Annotated in this window: 19 protein-coding genes; 10 read left to right on the top strand and 9 right to left on the bottom strand. The window is 61.5% G+C overall.

What is annotated here, in order from left to right; genetic code table 11:
- The first annotated feature begins 2 nt into the window (after positions 1-2).
- The 10 genes from AC2FNL_RS07240 to AC2FNL_RS07195 all read left to right on the top strand — a co-directional run bounded on the left by AC2FNL_RS07240 (position 3) and on the right by AC2FNL_RS07195 (position 9,726).
- Entirely contained in the window at positions 3-1,553 is a 1,551-nt protein-coding gene (locus AC2FNL_RS07240) for a putative bifunctional diguanylate cyclase/phosphodiesterase (RefSeq protein WP_496832966.1), read from the top strand.
- A 116-nt stretch (positions 1,554-1,669) separates the two neighbouring features.
- Positions 1,670-3,496: a membrane protein insertase YidC gene (gene yidC, locus AC2FNL_RS07235; RefSeq protein ID WP_496832965.1), complete on the top strand. Its 1,827-nt coding sequence runs from the start codon at positions 1,670-1,672 to the stop codon at positions 3,494-3,496.
- The gene (locus tag AC2FNL_RS07230; RefSeq protein ID WP_170589854.1) at positions 3,493-4,230 is read left to right on the top strand and encodes an MOSC domain-containing protein; all 738 of its coding nucleotides are present in this window, start codon (positions 3,493-3,495) and stop codon (positions 4,228-4,230) included. Before yidC ends, AC2FNL_RS07230 begins: the two co-directional genes overlap by 4 nt.
- Positions 4,227-4,880, top strand: coding sequence for a ribosome biogenesis GTP-binding protein YihA/YsxC (yihA, locus tag AC2FNL_RS07225; protein WP_496832964.1), 654 nt, complete (start codon positions 4,227-4,229; stop codon positions 4,878-4,880). The genes AC2FNL_RS07230 and yihA overlap by 4 nt, the downstream gene beginning before the upstream one ends.
- Before the next feature lie 23 nt (positions 4,881-4,903).
- Positions 4,904-5,245, top strand: a complete 342-nt coding sequence (locus AC2FNL_RS07220; protein WP_496832963.1) for a DUF2946 family protein — start codon at positions 4,904-4,906, stop codon at positions 5,243-5,245.
- Between the two features lie 66 nt (positions 5,246-5,311).
- Complete coding sequence (locus AC2FNL_RS07215) at positions 5,312-6,715, top strand: PepSY-associated TM helix domain-containing protein (RefSeq protein ID WP_496832962.1); 1,404 nt, start codon at positions 5,312-5,314, stop codon at positions 6,713-6,715.
- A 156-nt stretch (positions 6,716-6,871) separates the two neighbouring features.
- Positions 6,872-7,735: an acetylglutamate kinase gene (gene argB, locus AC2FNL_RS07210; RefSeq protein ID WP_093965404.1), complete on the top strand. Its 864-nt coding sequence runs from the start codon at positions 6,872-6,874 to the stop codon at positions 7,733-7,735.
- Between the two features lie 52 nt (positions 7,736-7,787).
- Entirely contained in the window at positions 7,788-8,582 is a 795-nt protein-coding gene (locus tag AC2FNL_RS07205) for a sterol desaturase family protein (protein ID WP_093965402.1), read from the top strand.
- The gene (locus AC2FNL_RS07200) at positions 8,549-9,232 is read left to right on the top strand and encodes a ferredoxin (protein WP_496832961.1); all 684 of its coding nucleotides are present in this window, start codon (positions 8,549-8,551) and stop codon (positions 9,230-9,232) included. Before AC2FNL_RS07205 ends, AC2FNL_RS07200 begins: the two co-directional genes overlap by 34 nt.
- Positions 9,229-9,726, top strand: a complete 498-nt coding sequence (locus AC2FNL_RS07195) for a SixA phosphatase family protein (RefSeq protein WP_496832960.1) — start codon at positions 9,229-9,231, stop codon at positions 9,724-9,726. Before AC2FNL_RS07200 ends, AC2FNL_RS07195 begins: the two co-directional genes overlap by 4 nt.
- Positions 9,727-9,775: 49 nt before the next feature.
- On the opposite strand, the gene AC2FNL_RS07190 is transcribed toward AC2FNL_RS07195, so the two are convergent.
- The 9 genes from AC2FNL_RS07190 to AC2FNL_RS07150 all read right to left on the bottom strand — a co-directional run bounded on the left by AC2FNL_RS07190 (position 9,776) and on the right by AC2FNL_RS07150 (position 17,827).
- Entirely contained in the window at positions 9,776-10,567 is a 792-nt protein-coding gene (locus tag AC2FNL_RS07190) for an amino acid ABC transporter ATP-binding protein (protein WP_093965397.1), read from the bottom strand.
- 12 nt (positions 10,568-10,579) lie between these two features.
- Positions 10,580-11,878: an amino acid ABC transporter permease gene (locus AC2FNL_RS07185; protein WP_170342939.1), complete on the bottom strand. Its 1,299-nt coding sequence runs from the start codon at positions 11,876-11,878 to the stop codon at positions 10,580-10,582.
- Positions 11,879-11,881: 3 nt separating this feature from the next.
- Entirely contained in the window at positions 11,882-13,114 is a 1,233-nt protein-coding gene (locus AC2FNL_RS07180) for an amino acid ABC transporter permease (RefSeq protein WP_496832959.1), read from the bottom strand.
- A 126-nt stretch (positions 13,115-13,240) separates the two neighbouring features.
- The gene (locus AC2FNL_RS07175; protein ID WP_093965393.1) at positions 13,241-14,257 is read right to left on the bottom strand and encodes an amino acid ABC transporter substrate-binding protein; all 1,017 of its coding nucleotides are present in this window, start codon (positions 14,255-14,257) and stop codon (positions 13,241-13,243) included.
- 210 nt (positions 14,258-14,467) lie between these two features.
- Entirely contained in the window at positions 14,468-15,175 is a 708-nt protein-coding gene (locus AC2FNL_RS07170; protein ID WP_496832958.1) for an ATP12 family chaperone protein, read from the bottom strand.
- A 4-nt stretch (positions 15,176-15,179) separates the two neighbouring features.
- The gene (locus AC2FNL_RS07165) at positions 15,180-15,851 is read right to left on the bottom strand and encodes an HAD-IA family hydrolase (RefSeq protein ID WP_496832957.1); all 672 of its coding nucleotides are present in this window, start codon (positions 15,849-15,851) and stop codon (positions 15,180-15,182) included.
- A complete protein-coding gene (locus tag AC2FNL_RS07160) occupies positions 15,848-16,891 on the bottom strand; it encodes an RluA family pseudouridine synthase (RefSeq protein WP_496832956.1) in 1,044 nt (347 codons plus the stop codon). The genes AC2FNL_RS07165 and AC2FNL_RS07160 overlap by 4 nt, the downstream gene beginning before the upstream one ends.
- A 134-nt stretch (positions 16,892-17,025) precedes the next feature.
- A complete protein-coding gene (locus AC2FNL_RS07155; protein ID WP_496832955.1) occupies positions 17,026-17,379 on the bottom strand; it encodes a Clp protease/crotonase-like domain-containing protein in 354 nt (117 codons plus the stop codon).
- Positions 17,300-17,827, bottom strand: a complete 528-nt coding sequence (locus AC2FNL_RS07150; RefSeq protein WP_496832954.1) for an enoyl-CoA hydratase-related protein — start codon at positions 17,825-17,827, stop codon at positions 17,300-17,302. Before AC2FNL_RS07150 ends, AC2FNL_RS07155 begins: the two co-directional genes overlap by 80 nt.
- Between the last annotated feature and the right edge of the window lie 47 nt (positions 17,828-17,874).

Raw genomic sequence — 17,874 nt, 5'->3', positions numbered from 1 at the left:
CGATGCTGAAAAGGTTCTCACTCCAGAGTTTTCAGAATGCTCTGCTGACCGTTCTGGCAATGCCGCAGGTTTTGGCGTTCGTACCTGCATTGTGCCTAGCTGCTTTCTGGCTGGGCGGCGACACGGCGTTGGTCGTTGTCGCCCTGGGGCTGCCCTTGTTGTTTTCGGCCGCCCAACGGCTGCAACCGGGCGCCGGTCCTGCTTTGGCGACGCACATGCGGCCCAAGGGACTGTTACCACGTGATGTTTTCTGCGCCGAGATGGAGTATCTGCACAGCACATCGCGGGCAACCGGAGAGGATTCAGCCTGCATCGTTGTGTCTCTAGATGATTTCGACGATGTCGAAGAGCTGCACGGCACCGCGGCAGCCGACTATGTGGCAGGGCGCTTCTGCGACCGCCTCCTGGCGGTGATCCGGAGCGAGGACATTGCAACACGCCTGTCGAGAAACACGTTTCTGATCGGGTTGCGCCCCTCACGGCATCTGGACTTGGAAAGCTGCATCCAGACCTCGGGCCGCATACAAAGCACGGTGGAGGAACCGATCCCGCTGGACAATGCCAGCCTCTATCTGTCCTGCTCTGCCGGATTTTGCCTGCACTCTGCCGTTGCCGACGAAGCGCCGGACGGATGGATCGAGGCCGCTCGGGCCGCGCTGGCCGAAGCACAGCGGAACGGGCCTTCCACGATCCGCGCCTACTCCGAGGCCACGCGACGCAGATCAGTCGTCCATATCAATTTCCGCAAGGAGTTGGAGACCGCTCTGGAAACCGGTCAGATCCGCCCTTGGCTTCAACCACAGGTTTCAACGGACACCGGCGACATCACCGGGTTTGAGGCCCTTGCTCGATGGGAGCACCCTTCCAAGGGAGTTGTCGGGCCGCAGGTGTTTCTGCCTTTTGCCGAACAGGCCAAGCTGATGGACAAGCTGGGCCAGACGATCCGCCACCACGCCTTTCGCGCGATGCGTGACTGGGACTGCGCTGGCGCCGTCATTCCTCGGATCGGCATCAACTTTTCGTCGGACGAATTGCGGGACCCCTCACTTGTTGACCGGGTGCGATGGGAGTTGGACCAGTTCGACCTTTCGCCGGACCGGCTGGCCGTGGAAATCCTTGAAACCGTTTTTTCGCGCCGACCCGATGATGTCATCACCCGCAACGTGACCCAGTTGTCCAAGCTCGGCTGTTGCATCGATCTGGACGATTTCGGCACTGGTCACGCATCATTTTCGTCGATCAAGCGCTTTGATGTCTCCCGCATCAAGATCGACCGGTCTTTCGTGTCCAATGCAGATCGGGATCCGTCCCAGCAGCAAATGGTCAGCGCCATTCTGATGATGGCCGAGAGGTTGAACCTTGAAACCCTGGCTGAGGGGGTGGAAACCCCTGGCGAGCACGCGCTGATGGCGCAATTGGGGTGTCGCCATGTCCAAGGGTTTGGGATCGGCAAGCCGATGCCGGTCGAGCATACGCTAGACTGGATCAAGGACCGCCGCGCGAAACTGGGAGGCGCACCGCGGATTGGCCGCGAAATGGGCCGGGAATCCTGATTTCGGGGACTGGATTGCCCTACACTCACGATTTCCGGGGCGATTCCGCTTGACCTTTTGGGCTGCACTCTGTTGAACCCTGCGGTGTCTTTCACTGCTCAAGGTGGCTGTCCCAGATGGACGATCAGAACAAGAATCTCATCCTTGCAACCGCGCTTAGTTTCCTTGTGATCCTAGTCTGGTTTGTGCTGTTCCCTCCGCCAGAACCGACCACAACGCCTGAGCAGGCCGAGATCAGCGCCTCGGAGGGGAACGAGGTTCAGACGCCAAGCGCCGGAAGCACGACTGTCGGCGAGGCAACCGCCACCGCAGAGGAAACCCTGCCGGAAGCCACCGCGCCGCGGATCCAAATCGACACGCCGCGTCTGTCGGGCAGCCTGTCGCTTTCGGGTGGACGGATCGACGAACTGTATCTGAAAGACTACAAGGTCTCGATCGACGAGGGCGCGCCGATCGTCGAACTGCTGTCGCCGGTTGGGTCCAACTCGGCCTACTACGCCCTCTACGGGTGGGCGCCCGGTGCCGGTTTGGCTGGCTCGGACGTGCCGGGCCCGAATACAAACTGGACGCTGGAACAGGGCGAAACCCTGTCGGTAGACAGCCCCATAACCCTGAAATGGGAGAATGGCGCGGGTCTGACATTCCGCCGCACGATCGGTGTGGATGCGGATTACATGTTCACCGTGACCCAATCCGTCGAAAACGGCACTGGAGCCGAGGTCGGAATGGCCCCATACGGCATTCTGGCACGCCACGGCATAGGCGAGGATGGCGATCTTCCGGGGTTGAAGAACTTCTTCATCCTGCATGAAGGTGTGATCGGCATGGCCGACGGGACCCTGTCCGAGGTCGATTATGGCGATGTCCGCGATTTCGACATCGACCCCAACGAACGGGCGCAGGCCGAGGTCTATCAGGTCAAGGAAAACGGCTGGATCGGCTTTACCGACCACTATTGGATGACCACGCTGATCCCCGATCCCGGATCGGCGTTCAAGGCGGCCGCGAAATATGACGCGCGTCGCAAGATCTACCAGGCGGAAACGGTGTTGCCGACGATGACGGTTGCCCCCGGCGAATCCGCCGAGGTTACCACCCGACTGTTTGCCGGTGCCAAGGAATGGGAAACCATCCGCGAATATCAGGCCCAGGGCGTTCAGAAGTTTATCGACAGCATTGACTGGGGTTGGTTCTTCTTCCTGACCAAGCCGATCTTCTGGCTGCTGCACAACATCAACGCTCTGATCGGCAACATGGGTTGGTCGATCATCGGGCTGACCCTGATCATCAAGGCAATCCTGTTCCCGCTGGCGTTCAAATCCTACGTCTCGATGGCGAAGATGAAGGAATTGCAGCCACAGATGGAAGCCCTGAAAGAAGCTGCTGGCGACGACCGTCAGAAGATGCAGCAGGGCATGATGGAGTTGTACAAAAAGGAAAAGGTCAACCCGGCCGCCGGCTGTCTGCCGATCCTGATGCAGATCCCGATCTTCTTTTCTCTTTACAAGGTGATCTTCGTCACCATCGAACTTCGGCAAGCCCCCTGGTTCGGTCCTTTCCGGGACCTGAGTGCGCCGGATCCGACCTCGATCATAAACTTCTTCGGCTGGCTGCCGTGGGCCGGACCTGAGCCTGGCACGCTGATGGCAACGATTTTCATCGGCATCCTGCCGCTGCTGCTGGGGATCTCGATGTGGCTGCAGCAAAAGCTGAACCCGGCGCCCACCGACGCGACCCAGGCCATGATCTTTGCCTGGATGCCATGGGTATTCATGTTCATGCTCGGCAGCTTTGCCAGCGGGCTGGTCGTTTACTGGATCGCGAACAACACCATCACGTTCACCCAGCAATACCTGATCATGCGCAGCCAGGGCTATACGCCGGATGTGTTTGGCAACATCAAGTCGGGGTTCAAGAAAACCCCCAAGACGGACAAGAAATGACCGGACAAGTCACGCAGATCTGGCGCCATCCGATCAAAAGCCATGGCAGGGAACCCCTGCAGGAAGTCACCGTTATCCCCGGGCAGACCATGCCCGGGGATCGCGTTTGGGCGGTGGCGCATGAAATGTCCAAGGCCGACGGGTCCGAGTGGGCGCCTTGCGCCAATTTCAGCCGCGGCTCGAAGGCGCCCCAGCTGATGGCGATATCGGCTGTTCTGGATGGGGATCGCGTGACCCTCAGCCACCCGGATCGGCCCGACCTGACCTTCCACCCGGACACAGAACAAGACCTGTTTCTGGAGTGGGTCAGCCCGCTGATGCCCGCCGACCGCGCCGCATCTGCACGAATCGTCCGGGTTCCTGGCCGTGGTATGACCGACAGTGATTATCCCTCGGTCAGCCTGTGCAACATGGCCTCGCATCGGGCGGTCGAGCAGCGTCTGGGCCGCGAGCTGTCGATCTGCCGCTGGCGTGGCAACATCTGGTTCGATGGCCTTCCTCTTTGGGAAGAATTTGATTGGCTTGATAAGGATGTGCAGATCGGCGAGGCCGTATTTCACGTACGCGAACGGATTACGCGCTGCATGGCAACGACTGCGAACCCCGACACCGGAGTGCGGGACGCAGATACGCTAGGTGCTCTGCGCAGCTGGGACCATCAGGATTTCGGAGTATACGCCGAAGTCATTCGCCAAGGCACAGTCTGCCCCCGAGACAAGGTGCAGGTTCTATGACAGCTCTGCCATTTCCCCTGGCGGCCGATCCCGATGACCACGCAATAGAGGCCGGCCGCAAGCTGTTTGCCGGGCCGTCCGAATTCGTCAAAGGCGTCGTGGCAATGAATGGTCTGCCCGCCCCCGACCGGATCGAGGTCTGTTTCGCCGGCCGCTCGAACGTGGGTAAATCCAGCCTGATCAATGCTCTGACCGGCACCAAGGGGTTGGCCCGCGCGTCGAACACGCCGGGCCGCACGCAAGAGATCAACTTCTTCACTCAAGGCCCCGAGCTGTATCTGGTTGACCTGCCCGGCTATGGCTATGCCAATGCGCCGGTCAAGGTGGTCGAGAAGTGGCAACGCCTTCTGAAACAGTACCTGAGCGGGCGTCAGACCCTGCGCCGGGCCTTCGTGCTGATCGATTCCCGCCACGGCGTGAAACCCGTGGATGACGAGATCATGAAGCTGCTGGACACCAGCGCCGTAACCTTTCAATGCGTGATGACCAAGGCCGACAAGGTCAAGGCCAAGGACCGCGAAAAGGTTCTGGAACAGGTGCGCGGTGCTTTGTCCAAACACCCCGCCGCCTATCCCGAAATCGTGCTGACCTCGTCCGAAAAAGGCGACGGCATCCCGACGCTGCGTTCGATCATCGCCAATCTGGAATGATGCTGCTGATGCGCGTCATTTAGGTGCTGACGCTGGTTGCCGTGATGGTATCCGGTGCTATCCCGATGGGCTGGATGCCCACGCGCAGCTCGGACGGGGCGATCCTTATGGTGATCTGCACCGGCGACGGCCCGGTCGAGCGCTGGATCGACCCGGGCGAGGACGCCCCAGACCACGACGAAACCGACGAACGCAGCGCCTGCCCTTATGGCGGGGTGAATCTGGCAACCCAATTGCCCGAAGTGGGCGCAGTGTTGCCGGTCGACTGGCCGATTGCCGCGCGCTGGGCGCATGTGGCTTTCACCCATCGCAGCGCCGGGTTCTACGCCCGGTATGACGCACGGGGTCCGCCCCACCTCTCCTGAGACCGCGAACAAGACCTGAAACCTCGGCCGCCCGGCCGGGGATGTTCCGAATTTCTGGAGACTGAAATGGCACAAAACAGCCAAACCGGGGTCGCTCAGGCAGCCCGGCGCGAGCACGCGCAAAAATTCTATTGGGCCGCCTGGCGGTGGCACTTCTATGCGGTACTTTTTGTTGTCCCCTTCCTGATCATCCTGGCGGTGACCGGCCTGATGATGATGTTCATTACCCAAGCCGATGGTCGCGACGGAGAAAAGATCGCGGTCGAGATCACGGGCCAGGCGATGCCCGCATCCGAACTGGCCGATCTGGTGCAGGCCCGCGTTCCGGGCCGCGTGGTCGAATGGATCGGCCCCAAGGCGCCGGATCTGGCGACCGTGTTCCGCTTCAAGGCCGAAACCGGCCAGCGCATGGTGGCGATCGACCAGTATTCCGGCGAGGTGATCCAGGTCTGGGACCGTCGCGCGGGGTGGTACGATCTGGCGGATAACATCCACTCGACCCTGCTGATGGGCGATACCGGCGACCGCATTCTGGAAATCGCGGCCGGGATGGCGCTGCTGCTGGTGTTCACCGGCCTTTACATGTGGTGGCCGCGCGGAAACGTTGTGGCGGCCCTGGTGCCTGACCTGCGGGCGCGGCGCCGGGCCCTGTGGAAATCGCTGCACGCGGTCACCGGGTTCTGGATGTCGGTTCTGCTGGTCGGGCTCCTGATCTCGGGCATGTCGTGGACCGGGATCTGGGGCGGCAAGTTCGTGCAGGCCTGGAGCAGCTTTCCGGCCGAGAAATGGGACAACGTCCCACTGTCGGACGATCTGCATGCCAGCATGAACCACGGCAGCCAGAACGACGTGCCGTGGGCGCTGGAACAGACGCCGATGCCGGCCTCGGGTTCGGAAGCGGGCGGTGCCGGGGTACCGGCGGGTGTTCCGGTCGATATCGATGCGATGGTTGCGCTGGGTGAGTCCCTGGGCATGCAGAACCGGTTCCGCGTCGCCTACCCCAGCGGTGACACGGGCGTGTGGACCCTGAACCGCGACAGCATGAGCGGCGATTCGACCGACGCCACCGAGGACCGCACCGTCCATGTCGACCAGTACACCGGCAAGATTCTGGCTGACGTGCGGTTTCAGGACTACTCGCTGATGGGCAAGGCCATGGCGGTGGGTATCCCGCTGCATATGGGTCTGGCGGGTCTGTGGAACTTTGTCCTGAACGTGGTGTTCTGCCTGTCGGTGATCTTTGTCTGCGCGTCCGGCGTGGTCATGTGGATCAAGCGGCGGCCGTCCGGGGCCAGCCGTCTGGCGGCGCCGCCGATGCCGGCTGAGATGCCCCTGTGGAAGGGCGCGGTGCTGATCGGGCTGTTCACGGCCGTGGCCTTTCCGCTGGTCGGATTGACGCTGCTTGCGGTGCTGACCGTCGACCTGCTGGTGGTCAGCAACATCCCCGCGGTTCGGCGCGCATTCAGCTGATCGGTTCGGGCGGTACCACTGTGGCGCCGTCCGGCTGCGTGGCGCGACAGCGTCCCCCTTTTGGCGCGCCACGCAACAAAACCTGCAGCCTGCCCGTTCCGGGCTTGGCAGGTCCGGCCAAAGGCCCTAACAGGGAAGGCCAGAGGGACGACAGCCATGAAGAAACAGGATATGAACCGGGATTGGATAGCCACCGCCGCCACGCTCAACAGCGCCCTGCCCTATCTGCAGCGCTATGACGGGGCAATCGTCGTGATCAAGCTGGGCGGGCACGCCATGGGCAGCGACGAAGCGATGGAGAGCTTTGCCCGCGACGTGGTGCTGATGCGTCAGGTCGGCGTGAACCCGGTTGTCGTGCATGGCGGCGGGCCGATGATCAACGCGATGCTGGACAAGCTGGACATCCAGTCGGACTTCGTGAACGGCAAGCGCGTCACCGATGCCGCCACGGTCGAAGTGGTCGAGATGGTTTTGTCCGGCGTGGTCAACAAGCGCATCGTGCAGGCCATCAATGCTCAGGGCGGAACGGCCGTTGGCCTGTCGGGCAAGGATGCCAACCTGATGACCTGTGACCAGACCGATGCGTCGCTGGGCTATGTCGGCACGCCCGCCGAAATGAACCCCAAGATCCTGCATGATCTGTTTTCGCACGACGTGATCCCGGTGATCGCCCCGCTGGGGGCCGGTCGAAACGGCGAGACGTTCAACGTGAATGGCGATACCGCCGCCGGCGCGATCGCCTCGGCGCTGAAGGCCGATCGCCTGCTGCTGCTGACGGACGTGTCCGGCGTCAAGAACGCCGCCGGAGAGGTCGTGACCGAGTTGAAGGCCGGCCAGATCCGCGAGATGACCCGCGAGGGCACCATTGCAGGCGGTATGATCCCCAAGACCGAAACCGCGCTGGACGCGCTGCACAGCGGCGTGCGCGCCGTGGTCATTCTGGACGGCCGTGCCCCCAATGCCGTGCTGCTGGAACTGTTCACCGAACATGGTGCGGGATCTCTGATCCGCCCCGACTGACGCGGGCAAGCCCGCCCTTGCAGTTCAGATTCACATGCTTAAATTTGAATGCATGGAGCGTGAACTCATCATCCGCTTGGGCATCTTTCTGACGCTGTTTCTGGCCTTCGCGTTGGCCGAAAGGCTTGCCCCGCGCCGCCCACTGCGCGTGCCTCGATCGCGCCGCTGGCTGACCAACCTGTCGATCACCCTTCTGAACACGCTGACACTGCGGGCGATAGCGATCGGGTTCCCTTTGCTTGCGGTCGGGGCTGCCCTGGATGCCGGCCGGTTGGGCGTCGGAGTCTTCAACGCTCTCGACTGGCCCGAATGGGTCGAGGTCACCCTTTGTGTCCTGGTGCTGGATTTCGCCATCTGGGCGCAACATCTGATCACCCACAAGGTGCCGATCCTGTGGCGTCTTCATCGTGTGCACCATGCCGACCGGGATATGGATGTCACCACGGCCGTTCGCTTTCATCCGATCGAGATCGCCTTGTCGATGGGTCTGAAGATCGGTCTCGTCTACCTGCTGGGGCCCAGTGCGCTGGCGGTCATCCTGTTCGAAGTCCTGCTGAACAGCACCGCTTTGTTCAACCATTCGAACATCCGTCTGCCCGCCGTCGTCGATGCCCCTCTGCGCCGAATACTGGTCACACCGGACATGCACCGGGTCCACCATTCGGTGCTGCGCAGGGAACATGACAGCAATTATGGCTTTGCATTATCCATCTGGGATCGTTTGATGGGGACATATGTGGCGCAGCCCGAGGCCGGCCACGACGACATGACCGTGGGGCTTGAATGGCAGGACGATCGACCGACGAAGCTGGGGTGGAGCCTCGCTCTGCCGTTTCGGCGCAGGTGACCTATGATCAAGTGGTGGCCACATCCGAGGCAGCGGGCCTGATCGTTATGGGCGCGCAACACCCGCGGGTGAGTGGCGCCAAACAGTTGGATCGCGGCACGCTCATTCTGCTCGGGGCAGGCAGCAGCTTTTGGCCGGTCCTCACCGCTTCGGCCGAGTGGTTGGACGGCAAGCCAGACCCGGTCGACCGTTGGTCGCTCCGAGTGGTCGGCACCCTTGCGGAAAACCTGGGCGCCCAGGCGCGGTATCCATTCGGCGGCCCCCCGTATGCGCCATTCATAGATTGGGCGTTGAAATCGGGACGTGCGTTTCAAAGCCCGGTGGGCGCGCTGGTGCACGACACGGTGGGAATGATGATTTCATTGCGTGGAGCCCTGCACTTTGATCACGAGTTCAACATTCCCGTCGCAGACGACCCGTCGCCATGTATCAATTGCCCTGCGCCCTGCGCATCGGCCTGCCCGGTCGGGGCCTTGAACGCCAAAACGTTCTATGACGTCGACGCCTGCCACGGCTACCTGAGAGCTCCGCCCGGTCAGGCCTGCATGACACAGGGATGCGCAGCCCGGCTGGCCTGTCCGCTCAGCGCGGGGGCCGGACGTCGGGCCGAGCAATCCGCCCATCACATGAGAGCCTTTCACCCGGAATGACCTGCACGCTTATCCTGACCCGCCACGCAAAATCCAGTTGGGACCATCCCGGCCTGCCCGATCATGACCGACCACTGAACAAGCGCGGGCGAGCTTCGGCCTCCGCCATCGGCGATTGGCTGCGACGCAAGGGGTATAAGCCCGACGAGGTCCTCAGTTCTTCATCCGAGCGCACGCGCGAGACCTGGCTTCGGATGGGGCTGAGCGCGCGCAACATCCGGTTCCTCCCCGAACTCTATCATGCCTCGCCCGACCAGATCCGGCAGGCGCTGTCCAGCGCGACGGGCCAAACGGTCCTGCTGCTGGGCCACAATCCGGGGATCGCGGAGTTTGCGGAACGTATTGCTCAGTCTGCACCGGAGCACCCGCGGTTCCTCGACTATCCGACCTGTGCGACCACGGTTCTTCAATTTGATATGGCGGACTGGTCCGGAATCGGTTGGTACGACGGCCAGGTGATCGAATTCGTCACGCCGCGCGCGTTGCTGGAATAAAAAAAGGGCGGGATCACCCCGCCCTTTCCAACGTCGTTTTCAACCCGCCTCAGTGACCCAGAATCTGGCTGAGGAACAGCTTGGTCCGTTCGCTTTGCGGGTTGTTGAAGAACTCTTCCGGTTCGTTCTGTTCCACAATCTGACCGGCATCCATGAAGATCACCCGGTTCGCCACCTGGCGGGCAAAGCCCATCTCGTGCGTTACGCAGAGCATGGTCATGCCTTCCTCGGCCAGCTCGATCATCGTGTCGAGCACCTCTTTGATCATCTCGGGGTCCAGAGCGGATGTCGGTTCGTCAAACAGCATGATCCGCGGCATCATGCACAGGCTTCGTGCAATCGCCACACGCTGCTGCTGACCACCCGACAGCTGACCGGGATACTTGTCGGCCTGTTCGGGGATCTTGACCTTCTCAAGGAAATGCATCGCGCGCTCTTCGGCCTCTTTCTTGGGCGTTTTACGCACCCAGATCGGGGCCAGCGTGCAGTTTTCCAGAATCGTCAGATGCGGAAACAGGTTGAAGTGCTGGAACACCATGCCAACCTCGGACCGGATCTTGTCGATGTTCTTCAGATCGTTCGACAACTCGGTTCCGTCCACCACGATTTTGCCCTGCTGGTGTTCTTCCAGCGCGTTCAGGCAGCGGATCAGAGTGGATTTGCCCGAGCCCGACGGCCCCGCGATCACGATCCGCTCGCCCTGATTGACGGTCAGATTGATGTCGCGCAGCACGTGGAAGGACCCGTACCACTTGTTCATGTTGGTGATTTCGATGGCGACCTCGTCGCTCACCTGCATTTTAGAGCGGTCAATTTCGCGGTCGATTGCAAGTTCAGACATGTGTTGAACTCCTTAGTGATGATCCGTGGCAAGGCGACGCTCGAGCCACTGGGAATATTGAGAGATGCCGTAACAGACGACGAAGAACAGAAGCGCGGCAAAGCCCAGAAGCTCCCAATAGACGCCGTTCCATTCGGTCGACGCCAGGATGGGACCCCGGATCATGCCCACCAGATCGAACATCGAGATGACCGAAACCAGCGTGGTATCTTTGAACAGGCCAACGGCCACGTTTACGATACCAGGGATTGAGATCTTCAAGGCCTGTGGCAGGATGATCAGACGCATCGCCTGCGGGTAGTCCAGACCCAAACTGTCTGCTGCCTCATACTGACCGCGCGGAAGCGCAGCCAGACCGCCGCGGATCACCTCGGCGATATAGGCGGCAGAGAACATGGTGATCATGATCACAACGCGCAGGAACAGGTCGACCGTGCTGTCAGGCGGGAAGAAATAGGCCAACATCACCGAAGCCACGAACAGCAGCGTGATCAACGGCACGCCACGGATGAATTCGATGAAGATGACGCAAACCCACTTGATCAGCGGCATATCGGACTGACGACCCAGAGCCAGTGCAATACCCAGGGGCAAGGACAGTGAAACACAGGTCACGCCCAGCATCAGGTTCAGCATAAAACCACCTAGGTCACGGCTGGGCACCGCAGTCAGCAGCGCACCTTCGTTGGCGTCTTCGGGAATTAGCGCCCCGCCGACATTCCACACGACCAGCGCCACGACAATGGCCCCAAAGAACCCGGCTGCAAAGCTGTTGCGGCCAAATTTCTGGAATACCACGCCTGCCGCGACACAGCCCAGCAGGGCCACGATGGGCACCATGATGGTTCCACCCCAAATCAGCCAGAAAGCGATGAACGGGTAGAGCGCCGTGAACAGCAGCAACTTTCGAGGCAGGTCGAAGAACAGAACAGGTGCCACAGCCACCAGCATCAGCACAAACGCCAAGTTCGGGCGCCAATACGCTTCTACCGGATATTTGAACCCGTAGATCAGTTGATGCCAGCGTTCGGTGAGAACTGCGAAACAGGCCCCGGTCTTGCCGTCCAGAATCTCGCGGCATTGCGCCAGCGAGTCCGCATTCCAAACTCCGTTCAAAATCCACGGCAAGGTGTTCTTGAGAAGCACATAGATCAGCAGAATCGACAGAAGGGTAAGGATCGTGTTTGTGACACCCGAGAAAAGGTTCTCACGCAGCCATTTGACGATACCCGTCTGGTTTGCCGGCGGAGGCGACGGAGGAATGGTTCCGTCGGCCACAAATGCGATCGGATTTGTTGTTTGATCAGCCATGGCTCAGCGCTCCTTCAACTTGACGGATGCGTTGTAGATGTTCATCGCCATCGAAATCAGCAGCGAGGCTGTCAGATAGAACAGCATCAGCAGCAAGACGCACTCGATCGCGCGACCGGTTTGGTTCAGCGTGATGCCACCCAGTGTTGCGGTGATATCCGCATAGCCGACTGCAATCGCCAGAGACGAGTTCTTGGTGATGTTCAGGTATTGCGAGATCAACGGCGGGATGATGACCCGCAGCGCCTGAGGCAGGATCACAAGATTCATGATCCGACCGGGACGCAGGCCCAACGCGGCCGCAGCCTCGGTCTGACCTTTTGAAATCGCTTGAATACCCGCACGTACGTTTTCTGCGATGAAGGCGCCGGTATAGATCGACAAAGCGAACCACAATGCGATCAGCGGACCGCCGACCTTGATACCACCGCTGAAGTTAAAACCTTTCAGAGCGGGGACATCCCAGATCAGGCCCATCAAAATCATCAGCAGCGCAAAAGGCACGAGCCAAACTGCAAGCTTCACAAGGCCGGTCTTTGGACGCTCGCCCGTCTGTTCCTGTTTGAGCGTGGCGCGTTTCTCAATTTCACGAGACGCGAACCAGGAAGCGACCAAAACCGCGATGACCAGCAGCCAATTCAGAAAGGTCGAACCGAACAGCCCATTCGCAAACTCGGGGCGCGGGACATAGACGCCGCGGTTGGTAAAGGCGAACAGATCAAACAGCATGCTGGATGTTGGGTTATCGCCGCGGAACTCCCTCGGTCCCGGCAGCACGGCGGTCATGATCGTGAAGATGATGATGATCCAGATCAGAACCGGAATATTCCGGAAGATTTCCACGTAGACCGCCATCAGCTTGGATACAAGCCAGTTGTTTGACAGGCGCAAAACGCCTGCGATCACGCCAAACACCGTCGCAGTGATACAAGCCAGGACTGCAACCAAAAGCGTGTTGAGAATACCGACGACAGCCGCACGCCCATGCGAGGACTGGCTGTCATATTCGATCAAACGCTGGTTGATGTCATACCCGGACGGATCGCCCAGGAAAGAATAGGAAATATTGAGCCCTGCGGCCCTAAGGTTCTGGATCAGGTTGTTACCAAGATACCAGATGCTGAGCGCAATAACGATTGCCGCGATCACCTGAAATGTAAGAGAGCGATAGCGTGTATCGTTTATGAGCATCGACAACCGAAAGTCAGCCTTCGGTGGGTCAGTCATAGTCGACATATTTTGGGATCCCCGTGCTTTTCGGACGCTTCCTTCCCGGCAGGGTTTTCCCCGCTCCCGAGCAGCCCGTAGCATTCTGTTTTGCAAAAAAGGGCGCAGGTTGCCCTGCGCCCTTTTCCGTGGATTTTAGCGGAACGGCGGCGAGTACAGCAGGCCACCATCGGTCCACTGTGCGTTCAGACCGCGTGCCAGACCGATCGGGGTTTCCTCACCGATGTTCTTGGCAAACACTTCACCGTAGTTACCACCCGCCTTGACGGCGCGCATGGCCCACTGTGCGTCCAGACCCAGCATCTCGCCCAGGGTGCCTTCGCTACCCAGCAGACGGTTGATTTCCGGGTTCTCGGTACCTGCAGCCATCTCGTCGATGTTGGCCGAGGTGATGCCCAGCTCTTCGGCCGAGATCAGCGCGTTCAGGGTCCAGCGAACGATGTCGCCCCACTCGTTGTCGCCGTGACGGACCAGCGGGCCCAGCGGCTCTTTCGAGATGATTTCGGGCAGCAGAACGTGATCACCGGGGTTTTCGAACGTGGCGCGGGTTGCGGCCAGGCCCGAGGCGTCGGTGGTGTAAACGTCACAGGCACCTGCCAGGTACTGCTGCTGCGCTTCGGCGTTGGTCTCGATCGGAACCGGCTCGTAGCTGATGTTGTTCGAGCGGAAGAAGTCCGCCAGGTTCAGCTCGGTGGTGGTGCCGGTCTGGATGCAGACGGTTGCGCCATCCAGTTCCTTGGCCGAGCTGACGCCCAATGCCTTGGGAACCATGAAGCCCTGACCGTCGTAGTAGTTCACACCCACGAATTCGAACTTCAGGTCGACGTCGCGGCTGAAGGTCCAGGTGGTGTTACGGGCCAGCATGTCAACTTCGCCCGAAGCCAGAGCGGTGAAGCGGGTTTTGCCGGTGGTGGGAACGAATTCAACGGCGTTCGCGTCACCCAGAACGGCGGCGGCTACTGCGCGGCATACAGCAACGTCAAAGCCCTGCCATTCGCCATTCGCGTCAGGTGCAGCAAAGCCAACCAGACCGGTGGTCACACCGCAGTTCAGCTTGCCGCGCGCTTTGACGTCGTCCATGGTTCCTGCCGCGGCCGCGCCGGCAGCAAGACCGGCAATCGTCGCCGCGCCCAAGATTACGGATTTTTTCATTTTTACCTCTTCCTGATTTCCCGCCCCATCCCGGGACGGATCTTGTCCGACACACAAAGGTAGCCGGATAGGTTACCCCAAAGGTGTCTCCCCTTTAGTGCGCCCGAGTTTGGGCGCATTCATAAACAAACGTCAAGGGTCGGATCAGTGAAAACGATATGTTCCCGGCAAGGCAGCCGCCCAAGCCTCTCAAATCAGGACCAGAAAGGCTCAAACCGATAGATCGTAGAAGGTTTTCGCATGCAAAAAGGCAATCTTCTTGAGTTCGGCGGCTTGGACCGCCTCGTCGTCATCCCCCCATTGCTCGGCCTGCCAAGATTCATCGAGCCGAGAAATGCGCCATATCTCGTCCGGTTTGCGCCAGTTTTGGGCAGCGGCAAAACCCAGAATCAACGAACCCGACAGGCTCACAAGGTCGTGAAACGCCGCCAGACGGAACGCGTCTAGGCCGTGAACCTGCCGACGCAGCCTGTCCAGTGCCTCGGGGGCTTGAGGCTGATGCCGTACGCCTTCAACTGGGATCAGTCTGGCGCCCAGCGTTTCCGCGGCCCAGTCCAGCGCGGGATCCCATTCGTGGTGCTGACGTTCGATCAGGGCTTCGGGGTGCGTTGCGCGATAGCACAGCAGGTCCGAATCGCCATAGTCCGACAACATGTCGGCGACTTCCGTGTGCTGATGCTGCACCTTGTCGATTGCCGCGTTGGCTGATCGGGTGAAGGGCATCGTCGCCGGATCGATTTCCTTTTCCTGCGCGTCCCATTCGCGGGCCACCGCCTCGGCCATGGCCCGGGTGGGCAGGACCAGAGCAGCCTTGGCCGGTGTCCGCACGCGGCGGCCGTCCAATTCGATGGTATAGCCGCCATCGGTCGCGACCACGGCACTGCCTGTCCAAAAGCGTTTCGGTTTCCACTCACTCATGTCGTTATCCCCAGACTGCGGTCAGGACGCCGGGCAGCTGCTCGAACCGGTCGATCACCGCTGACGCCGCACTCAGCTGCGACCGATCATGATAGCCCCAGCCCACACCGATCCCCGCAACCCCGGCGGCCCGCGCCATTTCCATGTCAAAGCTGGTGTCGCCGATCATCACGGCATCACCGGCCGAAACCCCTGTTTCAAAAAGCGCCGTTTCGATCATCGAGGGATGCGGCTTGGATGGATGATGGTCCGCCACCTGACGGGTAACGAAGACAGAATCCAACCCGTGCGCCTCGAGCAAAGCATCCAACCCCCGCTGCGATTTACCTGTCGCCACGCCCAGAAGGATCTCGGGCACGGCCTGCAACGATCCTATAACCTCGCGCGCGCCGGGATAGAGCGGTGAACTTGCCGCCCCCATCTCAAGCCGATGAGCGTGATACGCCTCTTTGTAACCCTCGACCAACCGGCTTTGAGTTGCCTGTGACTGATCCGGCGCGAGGCGTGCGATTGCAATTGGCAAGGACAGCCCCACGATCGACAGGATCGCCGCGCGATCCGGCACCGGAAGGGACAGAGCCTGGAAACTGGCGGTCATGGCCGACACGATGCTGGCCTGGCTGTCCACCAGCGTGCCGTCGACATCGAACAGAACCAGGCGCAGAGGCGCGGTCATTGCAACTCCTCGAACGGGTCCTCGGCGGCCAGATCCTCGGTCCAGCCCAAGGTGTCCCAGCTGTCCTTCATGTGCGGTGGCAGCGGAGCGTTGATCGTGATCTGCTTGCCGGTCATCGGATGCTTGAACGACGCGGTTCGGGCGTGCAGGTGCAGCTTTTTGCTGATGACCCCGCCCAATTGCGCGCCCCAGCCATCGCCTAGGTTTTCCTGACCCGAGCCGCCATATTTCCCATCGCCGATGATCGGGTGCCCGATGGCCGCCATATGCGCGCGCAGCTGGTGCGTGCGGCCGGTGACGGGCTCCATCGCCACCCAAGATGCGCGCCCCGCCACCCGATACAGCGTGGCATAAAGCGTGTGCGCCCGTTTGGCGCCCGGCGTGCTGTCGATCTCGTTCAGGTGAACGGCGATCATCTTTTCGCCCTCGCCCTGCTTGCCATGACCGGGGGCCTTGACCAGCCCGGTCTTGATCTCGCCCAGATACGGGGTCGGCACGCCGGCCACCAGCGCCCAGTAGATCTTGCGCGTGTTGCGATGCCGGAAGGCCGCGGTCAGGCCCTTGGCCGATTCGCGCGTACGCGCCATCAGCAGCACACCCGAAGTGTCCTTGTCGAGCCGGTGCACCAGCCGCGGGCTCTCGTCATAGCCAAAGCGCAGCGCCTCGGCGAGGCCGTCCACATGCCGGGCCTGACCGCTGCCGCCCTGAACGGGCAGGCCGTGGGGTTTGTTCAGCGCCAGCACGTGGTCGTCGCGATAGATCACGCAGGACTGGATCATTTTCGCATCGGCATCGGTCACGCGGGGGCGGGCCGGGGCCGGTTTGTGATCCGGGTCCGGCAGGGGCGGCACGCGCACCACCTGTCCCGCCTGCAGCCGGGTCGAGCCCTTGACCCGCCCGCCGTCCACGCGCAGTTCACCCTTGCGGCACATCTTTTCGATCCGGCCTTGGCTCACATGCGGGAACAGGCGCCGCAACCAGCGGTCCAACCGTTGGTCGCCGTCCCCCGGCTCGACCGTGATCATCTGTACGCCGCTCATGCCAATACCCCTTGCGACCGGATGCTGCGCGCCCGGAAAACCGCCCGTGTCAGTGCCTCAGAAAACATCCGCGTCTGTCGCGCGCCGCAAGGCAAGAGTCAAGCAGGCTGACGGGTTCGCGGGACCAAGGCCGTTCAGATATCGGTGAAATCCCCGTGCCGCCCGGACTCATCGCGGAACCGAGCCGCGCCGGATGTGCCCTCGCGGCGGATGGCGTCCAGCCCGTTGGCCCATTCGACCTTCAACGCCTCGCGCATCGGCATCCCCCGGGTTTCGATGATCGAGCGGCGGTCGGCGCGGACGGCCTCCTGCGGGAACCGGGCAATCTCGTGCGCCATCGCTTCCGCCGCCGTGCGTGTTTCACCCTGCGGCACGATTTTCTCGGCCAGCCCGATCCGTTCGCACTCGTCAGCCTTGACCTTGCGCCCGGTCAGCGCGATCTCGAGTGCCTTGCCCGACCAGCCGCGGCAGCCGCACCGGACCGCCATCCATCAGCGTGATCCCCCAGCGGCGGCAATAGACGCCCATATAGGCGTCCTCGGCCATCACCCGGATGTCGCACCACAGGGCCAGTTCCATGCCGCCGGCCACCGCGGCGCCTTCGATCGCGCCGATGACCGGCTTTGACAGCTCCAGCCGCGATGGGCCCATCGGGCCCAGCAGCGACGGCGCGGCCCCGATTGGAAAGGCGTGCCTGTCGAAATAGGGCTCGCGCAGGTCCGGGTCAGACAGCGTGGCTGCCATCTTGAGGTCCCAGCCCGCGCAGAAATTGCCGCCCTTGCCCCAGAATACGGCGGCCTTGGCCGTGCTGTCCTCGAAGGCGATGAAGGCCTCGGCCAGGGCTGCCGCGTGTTCGGCATCCACGGCGTTTCTGGCCTGGGGCCGGTCGTGGATGATGGTCCACACGTCGTCTGTCTTGTCGATGGAAACGGTCATCTGCGCTCCTCCCTGGCGGCATGTAACCCTAGGGAAACCCGGGCGCG

The organism is Ruegeria sp. CRTD044, from assembly GCF_059613485.1.
This window is presented reverse-complemented; position numbering and strand designations above follow the sequence as displayed.